Origin of the sequence: Pseudomonas sp. Z18(2022), assembly GCF_036346535.1 — a bacterium.
Taxonomy (GTDB): domain Bacteria; phylum Pseudomonadota; class Gammaproteobacteria; order Pseudomonadales; family Pseudomonadaceae; genus Aquipseudomonas; species Aquipseudomonas yamanorum_A.
Genome location: NZ_JAOTOA010000041.1, coordinates 1 through 23,757 on the forward strand (window position 1 = coordinate 1; position 23,757 = coordinate 23,757).

Below are 23,757 nucleotides of genomic sequence, written 5' to 3' on the forward strand. Positions count from 1 at the left end.
GGCGAGGTGCCGACAGGCGGGGCAGAGCCTTTTGCTTACTTTGGGCTGGGCCGGCATTCCGGCTTTTCCAAAGTGAGTCGCTGTAAGAGCGAAACCATAAGAAGCCGTTACCGCAGCAACGGATATGTACTCAATCACAAAGCATCCCTGAACCCCCCCGCCGCATTCGTTCAGCGAACGGCATGGGCCTTCAACCCCCGCAACAACAACTCCAACCCTTGCAAAGCTTCTTCCAGCCGCTCGCCCGGGCGTTGATCCTGGGCGATCCAAAGCGATGCACTCACCAGGCTGCCATTGATCAGCCTCGCCAACGCCTGGCTGCACGCGTGCTCGATGAGCCCCGCCTGCATCAGGTCATCAAGCAACCGGCACAGCGAATCCACGCATTGCTGCTGGTCGGTCGTCCCCAGCACCGCCGGCGCATCCTGCAGCACAATGCGCTGGACCTCGGCATCCTGAGCCATACGCAAATAGGCCCGGCAGCGTTCGCAAAACCCGTCCCAAGGGTTCTCGGCCCGCTCGGAGATAAGGTGCAGGCTCGCATCCATTTCACCGTCGAGCTGCGCAACCACCGCCGCCAGCAAGCCTTTCTTGTCGCCAAAATGATGGTACAACGCACCCCGGGTCAGGCCGGCGCGAGCGGTGAAATCATCCATCGACGTCTGGGCGTAGCCTTGCGTGGCGAAGGCCTGGCGGGCGCTGGCGATCAGGCGGGCGCGGGTGTCTTCGATCATGTCGGCACGGGCTCGGCTCATGGATAAGGCTCACAATAGGTGATTGACATACGACGCGTATGTTACGCATGATTTGTCACATACGCACCGTATGTATTTTGCCCCGAAAACCTCGAATAGCAAGTTTCAGGGCGCTCAGGAAGAGGTTACACACCATGGCAAACCCCTACGCCGAGCTGTTCCAGGCGCCAGGTTCCAGGGCTTTTGTACTGGCGGGCATGCTCGCCCGCATGCCGATCTCCATGACCGGGATCGGCTTGATCACCATGCTTTCGCAGGTACACGGCGGTTATGGACTGGCCGGCGCCGTGACCGCCACCTTCGCCCTGGCCACGGCGTTTTGCGCGCCCCAGGTCTCGCGGTTGGTGGACCGTTATGGCCAGGGCCGGGTGTTGCCGGTGGCGGCGTCCGTCGGCGGCGGCGCGCTGTTGCTGTTGTTACTCTGCACCCGCATGCAGGCGCCGACCTGGACGCTGTTCATCTTCGCCGCCCTGGCCGGTTGCATGCCCAACATGTCGGCCATGGTACGGGCGCGCTGGACCGAGCTGTATCGCGGCCAGCCCAAGCTGCAAACCGCGTTTGCCCTGGAGTCGGTGCTTGATGAGGTGGTGTTCATTATTGGCCCGCCGGTCTCGGTGGGCTTATGCGTGCTGCTGTTCCCCGAAGCGGGGCCGTTGATTGCGGCGCTGTTCCTGGCGGTTGGGGTCACCGCTTTCGTGCTGCAACGCCAGACCGAACCACCGGTGCATGAGCACCACGCCGAACACGGGCGTTGGCTGATCGCCTCGCCCTCGGTGTTGATCCTGATGGTGCTGTTGATGGCCATGGGCGTCATCGTCGGCGTGGTGGATGTGGTCAGCGTCGCCTTCGCCCAGCACCAGGGCCAGCCGGCTGCCGCGAGCATTGTGCTGTCGGTGTACGCCATCGGTTCGTGCCTGGCCGGGCTGGCGTTTGGTGCCCTGAAATTGAAAGCCCCGTTGCCTCGCCAGTTCCTGTACTGCGGCGTGGCGACGGCGATCACTACGCTGCCGTTGTTGCTGGTGACGAACATTCCCGGGTTGGCGGCGGCAATCTTCATCTCCGGCCTGTTCTTCGCCCCGACATTGATCGTGTCCATGGCGTTGGTGGAACAAATCGTCCCGCCGAGCCGCCTGACCGAAGGCATGACCTGGCTGATCACCGGCCTGAGCATCGGCGTGGCCATTGGCGCCGCCAGCTCGGGCTGGATGATTGACCGCTTCGGCGCACCCAGCGGGTTCTGGGTGGCGCTGGCGGCGGGGGCGGTGGTGCTGGGTGCGGCGGTGTTGGGGTATCGGCGGTTGGGGTGATTACCCTGTCACCAGTGCGCCGCGATGTTGCAGGAATTCGTTCAGCGCCTGCCGCGTGAGATCGTTCAACGTCACTTTTTGCCGGGTTGCCGCGAGGGCAGCGGCCAAGTGGAGGTCATGGCCGACACGGACGTTGAACGAACCCTTGCAGGGCTTTTCCGGTGTTTGCCCAAGGGCCTGGCAGGTCTCGATGTAGTCGTCTACGGCGTTGCAAAAAGCCGCGTCCAACTCGGCGACGGTTTTTCCCTCGTAGCTGACCAGGGCCTTGATGAAAAGCAGCTTCCCGAACAGGCAATTGTCTTCGATGCTGGCTTCGATGGAGCCGATGTAGCCTTTGTGTTTCAGCTGGTTGTTCACTGAATCAGTTCTCCTGATTTCAATTGTTCGATGATCTGGCGCCGAATGTAGTGTTTCAGTTCGTTGCCGGGGTGAGGCTTGTGCAGGGTAATCATTGCACTGGGGTCGCCCCTGTCGAACCTGACCCGGCTACCCGCCCCTTCGATTTGCGTGTATCCCAGGCGCCGCAGCAGTGTGACGAGTTCGGGCCAGGTAAAGGCCGAGTGCTCATTGAGCAGTTTGGCCAGCAGTTTTTCATTTTTCGACACGGCGATCCTTGCCTGTAACTAAATGTAGTTGCAATTGATGGGTTGCGTCAATGATAGGACAGCCTCGCCGAGCCTCTCGGTGTTTGATGTAACCCTTGATGACACCGTTGCCTGCGCTCCAAATCCCCCGCTAATTTTTCCCCTCCGGATTCGTTTTATAGGGACGACGTGCCTTTGTGCTTCCTGCCTATTGCCCCGGATCCCAAGAAATGAACGCTGAAGACTCCTTGAAACTTGCTCGCCGGTTTATCGGGTTGCCCCTGGAAAAACGCCAGATGTTCCTCCAGGCGCTACACAAGGAAGGGGTGGATTTTTCCCGGTTTCCGATCCCGGCAGGGGTGGAGGCGGATGACCGCCAGGCGCTGTCTTACGCGCAACAGCGGATGTGGTTTCTGTGGCAACTGGATCCGGCCAGTGGGGCCTATAACCTGCCGGGTGCGGTGCGGCTGAAAGGGGTTTTGAGCCTGCCGGCGATCGAGCAGGCCTTCGCCAGCCTGGTGGCCCGCCATGAGACTTTGCGCACGGTGTTCCAGCGCCAGGCGGATGATCGTCTGTTGCAAGTGGCCGTACAGTCGCCGCTGGTCATCGAGCAATCGGACCTAAGCGCCCTGGCACCCGCCGAGCGCGAGCAGGCGGTGACGCAGGCCGCTACCCGTCAGTCGCTGTTGCCCTTCGACCTGGCCAACGGCCCGCTGCTTCGGGTGCAATTGCTCAAGCTGGCCGAGCAGGAACACGTGCTGCTGCTGACCCTGCACCACATCGTCTCCGATGGTTGGTCGATGAACGTGTTGATCGACGAGTTCATTCGCTGCTACGACGCCCATGAGCGTCATGAGCCGCCGCAACTTGCGCCGCTCCCGATCCAGTACAGCGACTACGCCCTGTGGCAGCGCCGCTGGCTGGAAGCGGGCGAGCAGGCCCGTCAGCTGGAATACTGGCAGGCGCGCCTGGGGGATGAGCACCCGGTACTCGAGTTGCCCCTCGACCATCCGCGTCCGGCGATGCCCAGCTACCAGGGCACCCGGCATGATTTTGCGATTGACCCGGCATTGGCTGCGCAGTTGCGCAGTTGCGCGCAAAAACACAATGTCACCTTGTTCATGTTGCTGCTCGGCGCGTTCAACGTGCTGCTGCATCGCTACACCGGGCAGGGCGATATTCGGGTTGGGGTGCCGATTGCCAACCGTAATCGCAGTGAAGTTGAAGGGCTGATCGGTTTCTTCGTCAACACCCAGGTGCTGCGCACCGAGCTGACCGGGCAAACCCGCGTCGACCAGTTGCTGCAAGGCATCAAGGAGCACGCGCTGGGCGCCCAGGCCCATCAGGAATTGCCGTTCGAGCGCCTGGTAGAAGCCTTGAAAGTCGAGCGCAGCCTGAGCCAAACGCCGCTGTTCCAGGTGATGTACAACCATCAGCCGCAGGTGGCGGACATCGCCGCAGTCAACACCGCCTCCGGGCTTGAGCTGTCCCTGGTGCAGTGGCAAGGCCGCACCACCCAGTTCGACCTGAGCCTCGATACCTTCGAAAAGTCCGGCACCCTGCACGCCGCACTGACCTACGCCAACGACCTGTTCGACGCCGTCACCATCGAGCGTATGGCCGGGCATTGGCTCAGCCTGTTGCAGGCGATGGTGGCCGATGGCAGTCAGCGTATCGGTGAATTGCCGATGCTTGCAGCCGATGAACGGCGCGTACTGGTGCATGACTGGAACGAGACCCTTGAGACGTACCCGACCGAGCGTGGCATCCACCACCTGATCGAAGACCAGGTACAACGCACTCCGCACGCCGTTGCCCTGGTGTTCGGCCCTGCGCAGTTGACCTACAGCCAGCTCGACAATCGTGCCAATCAATTGGCCCATGCCTTGCGCGAGAAAGGTGTTGGTCCCGATGTGCTGGTGGGGATCTGCATCGAGCGCTCCATCGAAATGGTGGTCGGCCTGCTGGCGATTCTCAAGGCCGGCGGCGCCTACGTCCCGCTGGACCCTGAATACCCCCGCGAACGCCTGGCGTACATGATCGAAGACAGCGGCATCGGGCTGCTGCTCAGTCAGCAGAGCCTGCTGGCGACCTTGCCGGTTGACGGCATCAACGTCATTGCCCTCGACCAGGCGCTAGGCTGGCTCGACGGCTACAGTCGCGAGGCTCTGGCCGTCAACGTGCATGCGCTGAACCTCGCCTATGTGATCTACACCTCCGGCTCCACCGGCAAGCCCAAGGGCGCCGGCAACAGTCATCGGGCGCTGGTCAACCGCCTGTGCTGGATGCAACAAGCCTATGGCCTTGATGCCAGCGACGCGGTGTTGCAGAAAACCCCATTCAGCTTTGACGTGTCGGTGTGGGAGTTCTTCTGGCCGCTGATGAGCGGTGCGCGGTTGGTAGTCGCCGCGCCCGGCGAGCATCGCGAGCCGGCACGCCTGATCGAAACCATTGGCGAGCACGCCATCACCACGCTGCACTTCGTGCCGTCGATGCTCCAGGCATTTATCCATGAGCCGGGTGTGCAAGCCTGCGCCAGCCTCAAGCGCATCGTGTGCAGCGGCGAGGCGCTGGCGCTGGATGCGCAGTTGCAGGTGTTTGCCAAACTGCCCGGTGCCGGTTTGTACAACCTGTACGGCCCGACTGAAGCGGCCATCGACGTCACCCACTGGACCTGCATCGACGAAGGTGCCGACAGCGTCCCCATCGGTCGCCCTATCGCCAACCTGGCCACCTACGTCCTCGACGCACAACTGAACCCGGTGCCGGCCGGGGTTGCCGGCGAGCTGTACCTCGGCGGCACCGGGCTGGCCCGCAGTTACCACCGTCGCCCGGCGTTGACCGCCGAGCGGTTTGTGCCGTGCCCGTTCCTGGACGGTGCGCGGCTGTATCGCACCGGCGACCGGGTACGCCAGCGCGTCGATGGCGTGATCGAATACCTCGGTCGCCTCGATCATCAGGTCAAGCTGCGCGGCCTGCGTATCGAGCTGGGTGAAATCGAGACCCGCCTGATGCAACACCCGTTGGTGCGCGAGGCCGTGGTGCTGGTGCAGGGCGGCAAACAGTTGGTTGCTTACCTGGTGCTGGAGGGCGGCGAGCCTGCCATGTCGTGGCAGCCGGAGCTCAAGGCGTGGCTGTTGAACAGCCTGCCGGAATACATGGTGCCCACCCACCTGATGCCGCTGGTGAAACTGCCGGTGACCGCCAATGGCAAGCTCGACCGCAAAGCCTTGCCGTTGCCGGATGCTGCGCCGCAACAGGCGTTTGTGGCGCCGGAAAATGACCTGCAAAAGGCCTTGGCGGCGATCTGGAGTGACGTGTTGGCCGTTGAGCAGGTCGGCCTGGAAGACAACTTTTTTGAGCTCGGCGGTGACTCGATCATCTCGATCCAAGTGGTCAGCCGTGCGCGACAGGCGGGGATTCACCTCAGCCCCCGCGACCTGTTCCAGTACCAGAGTGTGCGCAGCCTGGCGTTGGTGGCGAGCTTTGACCAGGCCAGCACGATCGACCAGGGCCCGGTCAGTGGCGAGGTGATCCTCACTCCGGTGCAGCAGGGCTTTTTCGAACAGGCGATCCCGGCACGTCAGCACTGGAACCAATCGTTGTTGCTCACGCCGCGCGAGCCGCTGGTAGCTGAAGCGCTCGACATCGCACTGACCCGACTGATCAACCACCACGACGCCTTGCGCCTGCGTTTTGTGAAGGGCGCCGATGGCTGGCAGCAAGCCCACGCGGCCCTGGTCAGCGAGTCCGGCTTATGGCAGACAAGTGCCGCCACCGACAGCGAATTGGCCGCATTGTGTGATGAGGCCCAGCGCAGTCTCGACCTGCAGCAGGGCCCGCTGTTGCGTGCCGTGCTGGTGGACATGGCCGACGCAAGCCAGCGGCTGTTGCTGGTGCTGCACCACTTGGTGGTGGACGGTGTGTCCTGGCGCATCCTGCTTGAAGACCTGCAGCAGGCTTATCGCGCGCCTGCGCAGTTGCCGAGCAAGACCAGCGCCTATCAGGCTTGGGCGCAGCACTTGCAGGCCCACGCGCAAACGCTGAATGGGCAACTGCCGTATTGGCAGGCACAGTCGGGCACGGCCGATTTACCCTGCGACAACCCACAGGGCGGGCTGCAAAATCGCCTGGGGGAAAAGATCGAAACCCGCCTCAACCCCGAGCTGACCCGCCAGTTGCTGCAATACGCGCCGGCGGCGTATCGCACCCAGGTCAACGACCTGCTGCTGACAGCCCTGGCACGGGTGATCAGCCGCTGGAGCGGGCAGGACGCAGCGTTGATCCAGCTCGAAGGCCATGGCCGTGAAGACCTGTTTGACGCGCTGGACCTGACCCGTACCGTGGGCTGGTTCACCAGCCTGTTCCCGGTGCGCTTGCAGGCGGAAGGTGAGCTGCCGGCGGCAATCAAGTCGGTCAAGGAGCAACTGCGCGCAGTGCCGGACAAGGGCCTGGGTTACGGATTGCTTCGCTATCTGGGCGAGCCTGAGGCGCGTGAAGCGCTGGCCGGGTTGCCGGGGCCGCGTATTACCTTCAACTACCTGGGCCAGTTCGACCGCCAGTTCAATGACTCGGCGCTGTTCGTGCCGGCCGGCGAAAGCAGTGGCCAGGCCCAGGACGGCGAGGCGCCGCTGGCCAACTGGCTGACCCTGGAGGGCCAGGTGTATGGCGGTGAGCTCGCGTTGCAATGGGGCTTCAGCCGCGAGATGTTCCAGGCCGCTACCGTCCAACGCCTGGCCGACGATTATGCCGTCGAGTTGGCAGCGCTGATCGAGCATTGCTGCGCTACCGAGGCGGGGCAGGTCACACCGTCCGATTTTCCGCTGGCCCATCTGACCCAGCAGCAACTTGACGCGCTGCCAGTGCCAGGGCCGGCCATCGACGATATCTACCCGTTGTCGCCGATGCAGCAGGGCATGTTATTCCACACCCTTTACGAGCCCCAGGCACAGGCTTATATCAACCAGCTGCGCCTGGACATCGAAGGTCTCGATCTGCTCGCTTTCGGCCGTGCGTGGCAGGCTGCGCTGGATCGGCATGACATCCTGCGCAGCAGTTTCCACTGGCTGGGACTCGACAGTGCCCATCAAGTGATCCATCGCCAGGTTGACTTGCAGTTGCAGGTGATCGAGGCGGTCGACGCCGACCTTGACGCCCTGGCCGATGCCGAGCGCGAGCGCGGTTTTGAGTTGAGCGTCGCACCGCTGTTCCGTCTGATGCTGGTGCGTGGTGCCGGCAGCGGCTGGCATTTGATCTATACCAGTCATCACATCCTGATGGATGGCTGGAGCAACGCGCAGTTGCTCGGCGAAGTCATCAGCCATTACGCCGGCCAGGCGCTGCCAGCGCCCCTGGGGCAATTTCGCGATTACCTGGGCTGGTTGCAGCAACAATCGTCAGCGGCGGACGAGGCCTTCTGGCGCGCCAGCCTGGCCTCGTTGCAAGCCCCGACGTTGTTGGCTGAGGCCCTTCGCCCACCGGTGGACGGCGCGGGCATGGCAGACCATCAGGTGATCCTCGACAGCACATTGACCGCTACCCTGAGCGAGTTCGCCCGTCAGCAAAAAATCACCCTCAATACGTTGCTCCAGGGCGCCTGGAGTGTGCTGCTGCAACGCTACACCGGCCAGCCGTGCGTAGTGTTCGGTGCCACGGTCGCCGGGCGTTCCGCGCCGTTGCCGGGTATCGAGCAACAGCTGGGGCTGTTTATCAACACCTTGCCGATGATCAGCGCGCCCGCCCCGGCGCAACAGGCCGCCGCCTGGCTGGGTGAGTTGCAAGCCTTGAACCTCGGCCTGCGTGATCACGAGCATGTGCCGCTGTACGACATTCAAGGGTGGGCCGGCCAGCAGGGCGCGGCGCTCTTCGACACGTTGCTGGTGTTCGAAAACTTCCCCGTCGCCGAAGCACTCAAGCAGGGCGCACCCGCTGGCTTGTCGTTTGGCCAGTTGCACAACCACGAGCGCACTAACTACCCGTTGACCCTGGGTATCGAGCTGGGCAACAGCCTGCGCCTGGAGTTCAGCTATGACCGGGCGCGTTTCAGCGAGGCCCAGGTCGTCCAACTGAGCGCCAACCTGCAACACTTGTTGGTGCAACTGGCGGCAGACCCTGGCGTCAGTCTTGGCAGCTTGCAGTTGCTCGATGAGCCTGGCCAGCGTGCCATGCTTGGCTTGAGTCAATCCCCGGCGGCAAGCACCCGTCATCACGGGTTGGTTCATGAGCGCATTGCCGCCCAGGCCCAGGCCACCCCGACTGCGCTGGCGGTGCTGGCTGGCAGTCAACGCTTGAGCTACGGCGAGCTCAATGAGCAGGCCAACCGCCTGGCTCATCGCTTGCTGGAGCACGGCATTGGCCCTGGCCGGCGCGTCGGCCTGGCTGCGCGACGGGGCCCGCAGTTGATCGTCAGCCTGCTGGCGGTGCTAAAAAGCGGCGCGGCCTATGTCCCGCTGGACCCCAAATACCCCAACGAACGCCTGGCCTACATGTTGGCGGACAGCCGCCTGGATCTGTTGCTCTGCGAAACCGGCCTGTTGGCAGATTTGCCGTTACCCGAATCGTTGACCCGCGTGGACTTCACCGCGTCGGGTGAAGAACTGGCCGCTTACGCCACCGGCAACCCGCCAAGCCACGCCGTCGCCGCCGACCTGGCGTATGTGATCTACACCTCCGGCTCCACCGGGCAACCGAAGGGGGTGGCGATCGATCACGCCGCCCTCGGCCAGTTCTGCGAGAGTGCCGAAGACTACAGCGTGCTGTCTTGCACGGACCGGGTGCTGCAATTCGCGACGTTCAGTTTTGATGGTTTCGTCGAGCAGTGCTACCCGCCGCTGTGCGTCGGTGCTGCGCTGGTCATGCGTGGCGACGAGCTGTGGGATGCCGGGCAACTGGCTCGGGAAATCGTAGAGCAGGGGGTAACCCTGGCCGACTTGCCGGCAGCCTATTGGTACCTGTTGGCCAAGGAGTGTGCCGTCGATGGCCGTTCCTTGGGCAACTTGCGCCAGGTGCACGTAGGCGGTGAGGCGATGTCGGTTGAAGGCCTGCGAGCCTGGCATGACGCCGGGCTGGGCAAGGTACGCCTGCTCAACACCTACGGCCCCACTGAGGCGACCGTGGTGTCCAGTGTGCACGACTGCCAGTTGGCGGATGCCAGCGATGCGTTCGGCATTCCGATTGGCCGGGCCATCGCGGGTCGTGCGCTGTATGTGCTCGACAGCGCGTTTGAGCTGCTGCCCGTCGGCGGTGTCGGTGAGCTGTACATCGGCGCCCCGGCCGGCCTGGCCCAGGGCTATTTTGACCGTCCCGCGTTGACGGCTGAACGCTTCCTGCCGGACCCGTTCGCCGGTGTGCCGGGTGCACGCCTGTACCGCAGTGGCGACCTGGCCCGCTACAACCAACATCATGCCCTGGAGTACGTGGGGCGGATCGACCATCAGGTGAAGATCCGCGGTTTGCGCATTGAAATGGGCGAAATCGAAGCGTGCCTGCAAGCCTTGCCGCAGGTGCATGAAGCTGCGGTGATTGCGTACGAAGGACCCACCGGCGCGCAGTTGGTGGGGTATGTGGTAGCAGCCCAAGGCGTAGCCACCGAGTCTGTTGACCTAGCCACCATCCTGGCTCAATCACTGCCCGACTACATGGTGCCAGGCCACTGGGTGTGGCTGGACGCGCTGCCGTTGAACAACAACGGCAAGCTCGACCGCCGCGCATTACCCGCGCCTGACCTGAACCAGCCACGGCACGCCTACGAGGCGCCGCACAGCCCGTTGCAGATCCAGTTGGCGGCGATCTGGCAGGCGGTGTTGCAGGTGGAGCGCGTCGGCTTGAATGATCATTTCTTCGAGCGTGGTGGCCATTCGTTGCTGGCGACCCAGGTTATTTCCCGGGTGCGGCATGCACTCAAGCTCGAAGTGCCGTTGAAAGCGTTGTTCGAGCACCCGACACTGCTGGCTTTCGCCGCCGCGTGCGCGGGTTTGCAGGTGCAGGAAAGCCTGCCCATGCTGGCCCTGGAGCGCGGCCGGCCGATGGCGCTGTCATCGGCCCAGGAGCGCCAGTGGTTCCTCTGGCAACTGGACCCGGGCAGCGCGGCCTACCACGTGCCCACTGCGCTGCATCTGCGTGGCAGCCTGAATGTCGTGGCACTGGAGCAAGCGTTCCAGGCGCTGGTGCAGCGTCATGAAGCCTTGCGCACCACCTTCGTCGAAGAAGGTGAGCAGACCTGGCAGGTGATCCAGCCAAGGCGGGCCCAGGTGGTTGAACAGCAAGCCGTGGATGCCCACGGGATTGCTGCGGCCGTTGAGCACGAAATCCAGCGTCCGTTCGACTTGTTCAACGGCCCGCTGATGCGCGTCAAGTTGCTGAGGGTGCAGCCCGACCATCACGTATTGGTCATTACCCAGCACCACATCATTTCTGATGGCTGGTCGATGCAGATCATCGTCGACGAGTTGATCCAGTTCTACGGTGCATTCTGCGCGGGCACCGAGGTCGCCTTGCAAGAGCTGCCCCTGCAATACGCCGACTACGCCGCCTGGCAGCGCCAGTGGATGGCCGAGGGCGAAAGCGCCCGGCAACTGGCGTACTGGCGTGAGAAATTGGGCGGTGAGCAACCGGTGCTGGAGTTGCCTTTTGACTTCCCGCGTCCGGCCGAACAGAGCTTGCGTGGTGCACGCCTGGACTTCAATTTGCCCGCGGAGCTGGCGTCTGGCTTGCAGGCCCTGGCGCAACGCGAACAGGTGACGTTGTTCGTGCTGTTGCTGGCCTCGTTCCAGATGTTGTTGCACCGCTACAGCGGGCAAGGCGACATCCGTGTCGGCGTGCCGGTAGCCAACCGTAATCGCATGGAAACCGAAGGCCTGGTGGGCTTTTTCGTCAACACCCAGGTGCTGCGCGCCGAGTTTGACAGCCAGGCTTCGTTCAGTGATTTGCTGCAACAGGTTCGCCAGTCGGTGCTCGACGCCCAGACGTACCAGGACTTGCCGTTCGAGCAGTTGGTGGATGCTCTGCAGCCGCGGCGCAGCCTTAGCCACAGCCCGCTGTTCCAGGTGCTGTTCAATCACCAGAACCGTGAGACGGGCGCGGCGCAATTGCCGGGCTTGTCGATCGAGGGCGTCGCCTGGGACAGCGGCACGGCACAGTTCGACCTGAGCCTGGACACCGGCGAAGTGGGCGGCGGCCTGGCGGCATCCCTGACGTACGCCACTGATCTATTCCAGCGCAGCACCATTGAACAACTGGCGCACCACTGGCAGAACCTGCTGCACGCCATCGTCAGCCAGCCTGAGCAGGCTGTCGCGCAGTTTGCGCTGCTGGACGCCGATGAGCGCCAGACAATCCTGCGGGACTGGAACAGCCTCGAACTGAGTGGCACTTTCGAGGGGGGCTTGCATGAGCTGATCGAGGCTCAGGCCCGGAAGGTACCTGACCAGTTGGCGATGATCTTTGGCACCGAATGTCTCGACTATCGCCAGCTTAACGCACGTGCCAATCGCCTGGCCCGCCGCCTGCGTGAGCGCGGGGTAGGGCCGGAAGTGCGGGTGGGTGTGCTACTGCCTCGTTCGGTGGAAATGGTTGTGGCGTTGCTGGCGACGCTCAAGGCCGGCGGCACCTATGTGCCCCTCGACCCCAACTACCCGGCCGACCGATTGGCTTATATGCTTGAAGACAGCCAGGCCCGGTTGTTGCTGACGGATGCCCAAGGCCTGGGTGGCGGTCTGGAGGTGCTGCAGGTGCCCTCTGAAAGCGTCGACCCGCAACACCCCGATTGTGCCGACCTGCCAGCCCTGGCGAGCGCCGACAATCTCGCCTATGTGATCTACACGTCGGGTTCGACCGGCAAGCCCAAGGGGGTTGCCATCAGCCACCGCAATGCCGTTTCACTGATTCAGTGGGCCCAGAGCGTCTACCGTCGCGAGGACTTGCAGGGGGTATTGGCTTCAACCTCGATCTGCTTCGACCTGTCGGTGTGGGAGCTTTTTGTCACCCTGGCCAGTGGCGGCTTCTTCATCCTGGCTGAAAATGCCCTGGCGCTGGCGGATTTGCCGGCGCGGGACCGGGTGACCTTGATCAACACCGTGCCGTCGGCGATTGCTGCGTTGCACCAGACCGGGCAGATTCCCGACAGCGTGCGCATCATCAATCTCGCCGGTGAGCCACTGAAGCAGTCGCTCGTGGATGGACTCTATCAGCAGGCCACGCTCAAGCATGTGTGTGACCTGTACGGGCCTTCTGAAGACACCACGTATTCGACTTACGTACGCCGCACGGCGGGTGGCCGGGCGAGTATTGGCCGACCACTGGCCGGTACCGACAGCTACGTACTGGATGCACAGTTGGAGCCGGTGCCGGTCGGCGTGATCGGTGAGTTGTACCTGGCCGGCGCCGGGATCGCCCGGGGCTACCTGCTGCGCCCGGACCTGACCGCGGAGCGCTTTGTGCCGGACCCGTTCGGCGATCGCGCGGCACGGCTGTACCGCACCGGTGACCTGGTACGCTATCTGGCCGATGGCGAAATCCAGTACGTGGGACGCATCGATCATCAGACCAAAGTGCGTGGGTTTCGCATCGAGTTGGGCGAGATCGAGAAGCGCCTGCTGCAACATGTCGCTGTCCACGAAGCCGTGGTGGTGGCCCATGATGCGCAGAGCGGCACTCGTCTGATTGCCTATCTGGTGTTGGAGCCGGGGGCACAGTCCGGTGTGCAAGACGATGTGCGTGTCTGGCTCAAGCAGACGCTGCCGGACTACATGGTGCCGGCCCAGATGGTCATCCTTGATCAACTGCCGCTGACACCTAATGGCAAGCTGGACCGCAAGGCCTTGCCAGTGCCGGAACTACAAGGCTCCCATGCGCTGCATGTGGCGCCGCACAGCGAGCTGGAACGCCGTATTGCGGCGATTTGGCAGGACGTGCTCAAGGTGCCGCAGATTGGCGTCACCGATAACTTCTTCGAGCTGGGCGGCGACTCGATCATCTCGATCCAGGTGGTCAGCCGTGCGCGTCAGGCGGGGATTCGATTTACCCCCAAAGAGCTGTTCCAGCACCAGACCGTACAAGGCCTGGCCTCGGTGGCGCAGTTGGGCGAGGGCACACTGCTGATCGATCAGGGCCCGGTGACCGGCGACAGCGTATTGCTGCCGATCCATCAGGCATTTTTCGACACGGCAATTCCTGAACGGCACCACTGGAACCAGTCGGTACTGCTCAAGACCACGCAGCCGCTGAACCCTGAACATCTGGAACACGCCCTGCACGCATTGCTGGTGCAGCACGACGCCTTGCGCGTGAGCTTCGTCCAGCAGGCCGATGGCTGGCGAGCGACTTACCAACCGGTCAGCGAGCAACCTTTGCTGTGGCAACGCAGCATCAGTGACGCCTCGGCGCTGGAGCAATTGGGCGATGAAGCCCAGCGCAGCCTGGACCTGAGCAATGGCCCACTGCTGCGCGCGGTGCTGGCGACCCTGGCCGACGGCAGCCAGCGCCTGCTGCTGGTGATCCATCACCTGGCGGTGGACGGCGTGTCGTGGCGCATCCTGTTTGAAGACCTGCAAAGTGCTTACGAGCAACTGCAGCAGGGCCGCGTTGTGGCATTGCCGGCCAAGACTTCGTCGGTCAAGGCCTGGGGCGAGCGGCTGTTGCGTCACGCCAGCAGCGAGCAGATGCATCAAGCGCTGGATTACTGGCAGCAAGCATTGCAGGGCGTACCTGCAACACTGCCGTGCAATAACCCTCACGGTGGACAATTGAATCGTGATGCGCAGGTGGTGCACACGCATCTGGACAAAACGCTGACTCGACAGCTGTTGCAGCACGCTCCGGCGGCGTACCGGACTCAGGTCAACGACCTGCTGTTGACGGCGTTGGCGCGGGTCATCAGCCGTTGGGCGCAGACGCCTTCGGTGCTGGTGCAGTTGGAGGGGCACGGCCGCGAGGAGGTGTTCGACGACCTGGACCTGACCCGCAGCGTGGGGTGGTTCACCAGCGTATTCCCGGCGAAGCTCACCCCGGCGGCCGATATGGCGGGTTCCATCAAGCAGATCAAGGAGCAACTGCGGGCGATCCCTGAAAAGGGCCTGGGGTTTGGCCTGCTGCGTTACTTGGGGGATGCCCATGCGCAATCGGTACTTGAGGCGTTGCCGGCACCGCGGATTACCTTCAATTACCTCGGGCAGTTCGACAGCAGTTTCCAGGCGCAGGACGCGTTGTTCATGCCCGGCCGCGAGCCGGCCGGGGCCGAGCAAAGTCCTGAAGCGCCACTGGGCAACTGGCTGGAAATCAACGGCCAGGCGTACGACGGCGAGCTGGACTTGAGCTGGACCTTCAGCCCGCACATGTTCGATGCACACACCCTCAAGGCCCTGGCCGATGAATATGCCGGGGAGTTGCAAGCGCTGATCGAACATTGCTGCCTGCCGTCCACTCAGGGTGTGACCCCTTCGGACTTCGCCCTGGTGCAGTTGACCCAGCAGCAACTGGAAGGGTTGCCTGTACCCGCACGGGATATCGAGGACATCTTCCCGTTGTCGGCCATGCAGCAAGGCATGTTGTTCCACAGCCTTTACCAGCAGGACGCCAGTGATTACATCAACCAGATGCGCCTGGATATCGATGGTCTGGACGCAGAGCGTTTCCGCGACGCCTGGCAAGCTGCGGTGGATGCCCATGACAGCCTGCGCAGCGGTTTTATCTGGCAGGGGGAGTTGGACCATCCGCTGCAGATCATTCGCAAGCAGGCGCCGCTGAGCTTTGTCGAGTACGACTGGCGTGCTCATCCCGGGCTGGCGGCGGCGCTGGACGCTGCTGCCGCTGCCGAGCAGGCGCAGGGCTTCGATCTGGGCGAGGCGCCGTTGCTGCGCTTGACCCTGATTCGTACGGGCGAGCAGCGTCATCATCTGATTTACACCCACCACCACATCCTGATGGACGGCTGGAGTAACTCGCAGTTGCTGGGGGAGGTGCTGCAACGCTACAGCGGTCAACAGGCGATGGCGCCGGTCGGCCGATATCGTGACTATATGGCGTGGCTGGCATCCCAGGATACGGCACGCAGTGAGCTGTTCTGGAAGGCTCAGTTACGCCCTCTGAGCGAGCCTACCCGGCTGATCCAGGCGTTCGGCGCCACGCCAGTGCCGGTGGAAGCAGAGCCTGCCTACGGTGACTATCAGCAACTGTTCGACGCCGCCCGTACCCATCGCCTGAATGAGTTCGCCCGTCAGCACAAGGTCACGCTCAATACCGTGCTGCAAGCCGCCTGGCTGTTGCTGTTGCAACGCTATACCGGACAACAGACCGTATGTTTCGGTGCCACGGTCTCGGGGCGCCCGGCGGACATTCGCGATATCGAGCAGCAGGTCGGGCTGTTTATCAATACCTTGCCGGTGATCGCCGAGGTTCGTGCCGAGCAGTCGATAGGTGAGTGGTTGCAGGTGTTGCAGCAACAAAACCTGATGCTGCGGGAACACGAGTACACCCCGTTATTCGAGATCCAGCGCTGGGCCAGCAGTGCCGCCGACTCGCTGTTTGACAGCCTGCTGGTATTCGAGAACTACCCGGCTTCCGAAGCGTTGCGCCAAGCGGCGGTGCCCGAGCTGAGCTTCGGCCCTGTCGACAGCCAGGAGCGGACCAACTACCCGCTGACCCTGGCGGTGGCGACCGGCGAGACCCTGGGGATTCACTACAGCTACCTGCGCGCGTCTCTGGCCGCCGAGCAGGTACGCCAGATCAGCCTGCACCTGGAGCAACTGCTGGAACACATGCTGGCATTGGTTCCGGATGCCGCAGTCGGCGAGTTGCAACTGGTGACGGCCACCGAGCGCCAGCAATTGGTGGATGACTGGAACTGCCGTGATACGCGCTTCAGTACCACCACTTCGATCCATCAGTTGATCCAGGCCCAGGCCCTGCGTGCACCGGATGCTGTGGCCTTGATGTTTGCCGAGGAGCAACTGACCTATGGGCAACTGGACCGGCGCGCCAACCGCCTGGCCCACAAGCTGATCGAGCAGGGTGCCGGGCCGGACGTTCTTGTGGGCATCGCCCAGGATCGTGGGCTGGACATGGTGGTTGGCCTCCTGGCGATTCTCAAAGCGGGCGCGGCGTATGTGCCGCTCGACCCGGAATACCCGCGTGAGCGCCTGGCCTACCTGATGCAGGACAGTGCCATCGGACTGCTGCTCACCGATTCGCGTCTGGCTGAGCGCCTGCCGACGCCCGCCGGGATCACGCGCCTGGAGCTGGACCGGCTGGCGCTGGACGCAATGCCCGACAGCCCGCCGGTGGTCGACCTGCACGGGCAAAACCTGGCCTATGTGATTTACACCTCGGGCTCCACTGGCCAGCCCAAGGGCGTGACGGTTGCCCATGACGCCCTGGCCATGCATTGCCTGGCTATCGGCGAGCGCTATGCCATGAGCGAGCAGGACTGTGAGCTGCATTTCATGTCCTTCGCGTTCGACGGTGCCCATGAACGCTGGCTGACCACCTTGAGCCACGGTGGCCGCCTGTTGATTCGCGACTCCAGCCTCTGGACGCCGGAGCAGACTTACCAGGCCATGCACCGTCACGGTGTGACTGTCGCGGCATTCCCGCCGGTGTATTTGCAGCAATTGGCCGACTACGCAGACCAGCATGGCAACCCGCCGGCCGTACGCATCTACTGCTTTGGCGGTGATGCGGTGCCCCAGGCGTCGTTCGAGTTGGTCAAGCGTGCGCTCAAGCCGCAGCACATCATCAACGGCTATGGCCCGACCGAAACCGTGGTCACGCCGCTGATCTGGAAGGCTGCGGCAGACCAGATGTGCGGCGCCGCCTATGCGCCGATCGGCAGCCGGATCGGTGACCGCAGCGCCTATGTGCTGGATGCCGCTGGCGGGCTTCTGCCCCAGGGCCTGGCCGGTGAGTTGTACCTGGGCGGGGAAGGGGTGGCGCGTGGCTACCTCAACCGTGCGGCGCTGACGGCCGAGCGCTTTGTGCCGGATCCGTTCGCTGGCTCCGGTGGCCGTCTGTACCGCAGCGGCGACCTGGTTCGCCAGCGGGCCGATGGGGTGATCGACTACCTGAGCCGGATCGACCACCAGGTAAAAATCCGTGGCTTCCGTATCGAGTTGGGGGAGATCGAAGCACGGTTGCAGGAGCAACCGCAGGTGCAGGAAGCCGTGGTGCTGGCGCAAGAGGGCGTGAACGGGGCGCAACTGGTGGGCTATGTGGTGACGGCCGTCAGCGCAGCAGACGAGGAGGTATCGGGCGCGCGGACTAAATTGCGCGAGCGGCTCAACGTTCGTCTTAAAGAGATTCTGCCGGGCTACATGGTTCCTACCTATCTGGTGTTCCTCGAAGAGATGCCCCTGACCCCCAATGGCAAGCTGGATCGCCGTGCACTGCCGGTGCCCGACGCCAGCTTCATGCAGCGCATTTACGCCGCCCCGCAAGGCACCGTGGAGCAAACCCTGGCCGCTGTCTGGGCGGACGTTCTGGGCGTGCAGCAGGTGGGCAGGGAGGACAACTTCTTCGAGTTGGGTGGGCATTCATTACTGGCGACGCAAGCGACTGCGATGGCGCAGATGCAATTGGGAGCCAACGTCGCGCTGGACCTGATCTTCAAGGCAAGCACGTTGCGTGACTACGCAAGTGCTGTCGATGGCTGCTTGAACAGCAACCTTGAGCAGGACCTGAGCGATATGCATGACTTCCTCACCGAGCTGGAGACAAATTGAGATGGCGTTAATGGATAACATCGAGCTGGTTCAACGTTTCATCAGGCTTGCACTGCCTCAGCGCAAGGCCTTTTTTGAAAAGTTGGCCAGCAAGGGCATGAGCCTTGGGCAACTGCCTGTGCCGATGATCCGCCATGAGTTTGAAGCCATACCGTTGTCCTATGCCCAGCACCGCCAGTGGTTTCTCTGGCAACTGGAACCCGAGAGCGCGGCCTACCACGTACCTGCTGCCCTGCGTTTGCGGGGGGTGCTGGATGTCGAGGCTTTGCAGCGCAGCTTTCAGGTGCTGATCGAGCGTCATGAGTCCTTGCGTACGCGTTTTGTCCAGGATGCCGGGCAGACGCTGCAGGTGATTGCACCTGAGGCGGATTTTAGCCTGCCGGTGCACACCCTGGAGCCTGGCGATGCAGCCGGGCGTGAGGCGCGCATCAGCGCGTTCGTCGAGGCGCAGACGCGTCAGCTGTTCGATTTGCAGCAAGGCCCGCTGTTGCGGGTCTGCCTGTTGCGCGTGGCGCCGGACGAGCATGTGCTGGTGCTGACCCAGCACCATATCGTGTCCGATGGCTGGTCCATGCAAGTGCTGGTTGAGGAACTGGTGCAGTGCTACGCCGCCTTCACCCAGGGTCACGTTCCGCAATTGCCGGCGCTGGCGATCCAGTACGCCGACTACGCCATCTGGCAGCGACACTGGATGGAGGCCGGCGAGCGTGATCGTCAACTCGCTTACTGGACCGCGCAGTTGGGCGACTTGCCGCCGGTGCTGGAGCTGCCCACCGACAAGCCTCGTCCCTTGCAGCCGAGCTACCGCGGCGAACGCCTGGAAATTGCCCTGGATGCGAGCCTGGGACAACCCTTGAAAACCCTCGCCCAGCGTGAGGGGGTGACGCTGTTCATGGTGTTGCTGGCATCGTTCCAGTTACTGCTGCACCGCTACAGCGGGCAGCGGGATGTTCGGGTCGGGGTGCCGGTGGCCAACCGCAACCGGCCGGAAACCAAAGGCCTGATCGGCTTTTTCGTTAACACCCAGGTGCTCAAGGCCGAGATCGACGGCCAGATGTCGTTCCGGGCCTTGCTGGCCCAGGTCAAACAGGCGGCCTTGGGCGCCCAGGAGCATCAGGAGCTGCCCTTCGAGCAGTTGGTCGAGGCGCTGCACCCCGAGCGAAGCCTGGGGCATAACCCGTTGTTCCAGGTGATGTATAACCACCAGAGCGAAGGTCGCGGCTCCAGTGCCGAGCCAGCATTGAATCTGCCACAGCTGACCGTCGAAGGCCTGGACTGGAAAACCTGTACGGCGCAATTTGACCTGACCCTGGACACGGCAGAGTCGGCCCACGGTCTGTCAGCCGCACTGACTTATGCCACCGACGTATTTACCGCCGAGGCCATCGAACGCCTGGCGCAGCATTGGCAAAATCTGTTGCGGGCAATCATCACCCGTCCGCACCAGGCGGTAGGGGAGTTGCCGTTGCTGGCGGAGGACGAACACCGACGCATCCTCCAGCAGTGGAACCCGAACCTGCGGGCATTCGACGTGAACCAGTGCCTGCACCATTTGATCGAAGCCCAGGCCGAGCGTACGCCCGATGCCCTTGCCGTCAGCTACGAAGATCACCACCTGACGTACGGCCAGTTGAATGCGGATGCCAACCTGTTGGCGTATCGGCTGATCGAGGCCGGTGTCGGCCCTGACGTGTTGGTGGGGCTCTCTACCGAGCGCAGCCTGGAGATGCTGGTCGGTTTGCTGGCTGTGCTCAAGGCCGGTGGTGCCTATGTCCCCATGGACCCTGGTTATCCACAGGATCGTTTGCACTACATGATGCAGGACAGCGGCATTGCGTTGCTGTTGGCGCAGTCCTCTGTGCTTGGGCACTTGGCGCCTGCACCGTCGATTCGTGTGCTGGCACTGGATAACGTAGTCGGCGCAGGCCAGGAACCGTTGGGCAACCCGCAGGTGGCGGTCGGCCCTGACAACCTGGCCTACGTGATTTACACCTCAGGCTCCACCGGACAGCCCAAAGGCGTGCTGCTGCCCCATCGCAATGTGGTGCGTCTGTTCAGTGCCACCGATGACTGGTTCCGCTTTGGCGCGGCGGATGTGTGGACGCTGTTCCACTCCTGTGCCTTCGACTTTTCCGTGTGGGAGCTGTTCGGTGCGCTGACATACGGCGCGCGCCTGGTGGTTGTGCCCCATGACGTCAGCCGTTCCACCGAAGACTTCTACGCCTTGCTCTGCCGTGAGCAAGTGACCGTGCTCAACCAGACACCTTCGGCGTTCAAGCAGTTGGTGCAGGTCGCCTGCGCTCACCCGGCCGCTGGCCTTGAACACTTGCGCTACGTGGTGTTTGGCGGTGAGGCACTGGAGGTCAAGGCATTGCAGCCGTGGTTTGAGCATTTCGGTGATCGTTCGCCGCAACTGATCAACATGTATGGCATCACTGAAACCACCGTTCACGTGACGTATCGGCCCATCACCCGGGCCGACTTGGCGAACGAGGCGAGCAGCCCGATCGGGGAGCCCATCGTTGACCTGTCCTGGTACCTGCTGGACGCTCAGCTCAACCCGGTGCCTGAAGGTTGCATCGGCGAGCTGTATGTCGGCCAGGCGGGCCTGGCCCGAGGCTACCTGCACCGTGGCGATCTGACCGCCAGCCGGTTTATTCCCGATCCGTTCCGTGCTGACGGCGCACGCTTGTACCGTACCGGCGACCTCGCGCGTTTGCGTGCGGGCGGGGTGGTGGAATATGTCGGTCGGATTGACCATCAAGTGAAAATTCGCGGGTTTCGTATCGAGTTGGGTGAGATCGAGGCGCAACTGCTCAAGTTGGCTTGCGTACGTGAAGTTGCGGTGTTGGCGCGGCCCGGCGTGGGCGGCCAACAGTTGCTGGCCTATATCGTGCCGGCCGCACCGGCCTTCGACGCAGAGACCCATGATGGCCTGCGCGAGACCATCCGCCAGTCGCTCAAGGCCGAGCTGCCGGACTATATGATTCCTGCGCAGGTGGTCTTTCTGCCGAACCTGCCGTTGACGGTCAACGGCAAACTCGACCGCCAGGCACTGCCGGAGCCTGAGCTGCAACAGCAGTCGTATGAGGCGCCGTGCAGTGAGCTGGAACAACAGGTGGCGCTGATCTGGGAAGAAGTTCTGGGGGTTGAGCGTGTGGGTCGCCAGGACGATTTCTTCGAGCTCGGCGGTCACTCGTTGCTGGCCACCCAAGTGGTATCGAGGGTTCGTCATGGTCTTGAGCTGAACGTGCCGCTCAAGGCGTTGTTCGAGCACACGACCCTGCAGGCCTTCGCCCAGGTATTGCACCAGGAACCTGCCGAGCAGGCCCCCGCGTTTGTCGTGGTTGATCGTGGCTCGGCATTGCCGTTGTCGTATGCCCAGGAGCGCCAGTGGTTCCTCTGGCAGCTCGATCCCCTGAGTGGTGCCTACAACATACCGACGGCCTTGCGCCTCGCAGGCGTGCTGGATGTCCAGGCGCTTCAGAGCAGTTTTGACGAGTTGCTGGTGCGTCATGAAACCTTGCGTACCACGTTTGTCCAGGACCATCAGCGCACCCTGCAAGTGATCCATGCGCCAGTGCCCCTGGCGATTGTCGTGGACACCCTTGACGCCGGCACTGATCCGCAGGCCGGGATTGCTGCTTATGTGCAGACCCATGCCGAGGCGTTGTTCGACCTGCAGACCGGGCCCTTGTTGCGCGTGAAGTTATTGCGCCTGGCCGATGATGACCACGTGCTGGTGCTGACCCAACATCACATCGTCTCCGATGGCTGGTCCATGCAACTGATGGTGCAGGAACTGGTTGAGCTCTATGGCGCCTTCAGCAGCGGCCGCCCACCTGAGGCCAGGCCGTTGCCGATCCAATATGCCGACTATGCTGCCTGGCAGCGCCAATGGATGGAGGCCGGTGAACGTGAGCGCCAACTGGCTTATTGGACCCGGCAACTGGCCGGTGACCAGCCGTTGCAATTGCCGTTGGACTATTCGCGCCCGGCCGAACAAAGCTTTCGGGGTGCGCAGCTGGAAATCGTCCTGCAACCCGGGCTCGGCGCTTCGCTGCTCGGCCTGGCCCAGCAACTGCGTGTGACGCCGTTCATGCTCTTGCTTGCCTCATTCCAGACATTGCTGCATCGCTACAGCGGGCAATCCGACATCCGGGTCGGGGTGCCGATTGCCAACCGCAACCGGGTTGAGACCGAGCGCCTGATCGGCTTTTTCGTCAACACCCAGGTACTCAAGGCCGATGTGAAACCGTCCCTGGCGTTCGCGGATGTCGTGCAGCAAGTCCGGCAGACGGCCCTGGAGGCTCAGGCTCACCAGGACCTGCCCTTCGAACAGTTGGTTGAAGCGTTGCACCCTGAGCGCAGCCTGAGCCATAGCCCGCTGTTCCAGGTGATGTTCAACCATCAGAGCGAGGCGGCGCGCGGACAGCAGGCCACGCGCTTGCCGGGCCTGGCCATCGAAAGCCTTGAGTGGGCCAGTCACACGGCCCAGTTCGACCTGGTGCTCAATACCTTTGAAACCGGGCAAGCGTTGGCAGCCACGCTGACCTACGCCACCGATCTGTTTGCGCCGGCGACGGTCGAGCGTCTTGCCGGCCATTGGCAAAACCTGCTGCGCAGCATTGTCGCGGATTACACGCGGCCGGTTGCCGAGCTGTCGTTGCTGGGCGTTCATGAGCTTGAGCTGATTGAGCGGACCTGGAATGCCAACGCCCTGGACTTCCCGCGTGAGCGGTGCATCCATCAGCAGATTCAGGATCAGGTGCAGCGCACCCCCGATGCCCTGGCGGTTATCTGGGGTGATGAACACCTGACCTACCGCCAGTTGAACGGCCGGGCGAATGCCCTGGCGCGCAAGCTGGTGGCGTTGGGTGTTGGCCCTGAAGTGCGGGTTGGCGTGGCCATGCCGCGCAGTGCGCAGATGGTTGTGGCATTGCTCGCGGTGCTCAAGGCGGGCGGCGCGTATGTGCCGCTGGACCCGGATTACCCGGCCGAGCGCGTGACGTACATGCTCAAGGACAGTCAGGCGCGGGTGTTGTTGACCCAGGCTGCGGTGGCACTTGAGGTGGATGCCTCGATTGACGTGCTGTTTGTGGATGCTCAGGAAGTTGATGATCAGGATCTGGACGTTGCGGTTCACGCCGCCAACCTGGCCTACGTGATCTACACCTCCGGCTCCACCGGCTTGCCCAAGGGCGTGGCCATTACTCACCGCAACGTGGCGGCGCTGACGCAGTGGTCGCAGCAGGTTTACAGCCCCGAAGACATTCAAGGGGTGTTGGCCTCCACGTCGATCTGCTTCGACTTGTCGGTATGGGAGCTGTTTGTGACCCTGGCCGGCGGTGGTTTTATCGTCGGTGCCCGCAATGCCCTGGAGTTGCCGGAGCTGGCGGCC

At 63.0% G+C, this 23,757-nt stretch carries 6 protein-coding genes; 3 read left to right on the forward strand and 3 right to left on the reverse strand.

Annotated features, from left to right (window positions below):
• Positions 1-170: 170 nt before the first annotated feature.
• The gene (locus V3W39_RS32940) at positions 171-755 is read right to left on the reverse strand and encodes a TetR/AcrR family transcriptional regulator (protein WP_177116126.1); all 585 of its coding nucleotides are present in this window, start codon (positions 753-755) and stop codon (positions 171-173) included.
• A gap of 134 nt (positions 756-889) precedes the next feature.
• Between V3W39_RS32940 and V3W39_RS32945 the strand changes: the two genes are divergently transcribed.
• Entirely contained in the window at positions 890-2,062 is a 1,173-nt protein-coding gene (locus V3W39_RS32945; RefSeq protein ID WP_330214128.1) for an MFS transporter, read from the forward strand.
• On the opposite strand, the gene V3W39_RS32950 is transcribed toward V3W39_RS32945, so the two are convergent.
• Together V3W39_RS32950 and V3W39_RS32955 are read right to left on the reverse strand one after the other, a co-directional pair.
• Positions 2,063-2,419 carry a type II toxin-antitoxin system HicB family antitoxin gene (locus V3W39_RS32950; RefSeq protein ID WP_177048833.1) on the reverse strand — a complete coding sequence of 119 codons (357 nt, stop codon included), beginning with the start codon at positions 2,417-2,419 and terminating at the stop codon, positions 2,063-2,065.
• On the reverse strand, positions 2,416-2,667 hold the full coding sequence (locus V3W39_RS32955; RefSeq protein WP_010166695.1) for a type II toxin-antitoxin system HicA family toxin: 252 nt from the start codon (positions 2,665-2,667) through the stop codon (positions 2,416-2,418). Before V3W39_RS32955 ends, V3W39_RS32950 begins: the two co-directional genes overlap by 4 nt.
• A gap of 209 nt (positions 2,668-2,876) precedes the next feature.
• Between V3W39_RS32955 and V3W39_RS32960 the strand changes: the two genes are divergently transcribed.
• The gene (locus V3W39_RS32960; RefSeq protein ID WP_330214129.1) at positions 2,877-18,356 is read left to right on the forward strand and encodes a non-ribosomal peptide synthetase; all 15,480 of its coding nucleotides are present in this window, start codon (positions 2,877-2,879) and stop codon (positions 18,354-18,356) included.
• Positions 18,357-18,366: 10 nt separating this feature from the next.
• The coding region (locus tag V3W39_RS32965) for an amino acid adenylation domain-containing protein (protein ID WP_442968443.1) at positions 18,367-23,757 on the forward strand (5,391 nt) is incomplete at its 3' end.

What these genes read in the sequence shown, in the direction of transcription:
- V3W39_RS32960 (WP_330214129.1), top strand. Translation starts at nt 2,877, where the DNA reads ATGAACGCTGAAGACTCCTTGAAACTTGCTCGCCGGTTTATCGGGTTG.
- V3W39_RS32940 (WP_177116126.1), bottom strand. Translation starts at nt 755, where the DNA reads ATGAGCCGAGCCCGTGCCGACATGATCGAAGACACCCGCGCCCGCCTG.
- V3W39_RS32945 (WP_330214128.1), top strand. Translation starts at nt 890, where the DNA reads ATGGCAAACCCCTACGCCGAGCTGTTCCAGGCGCCAGGTTCCAGGGCT.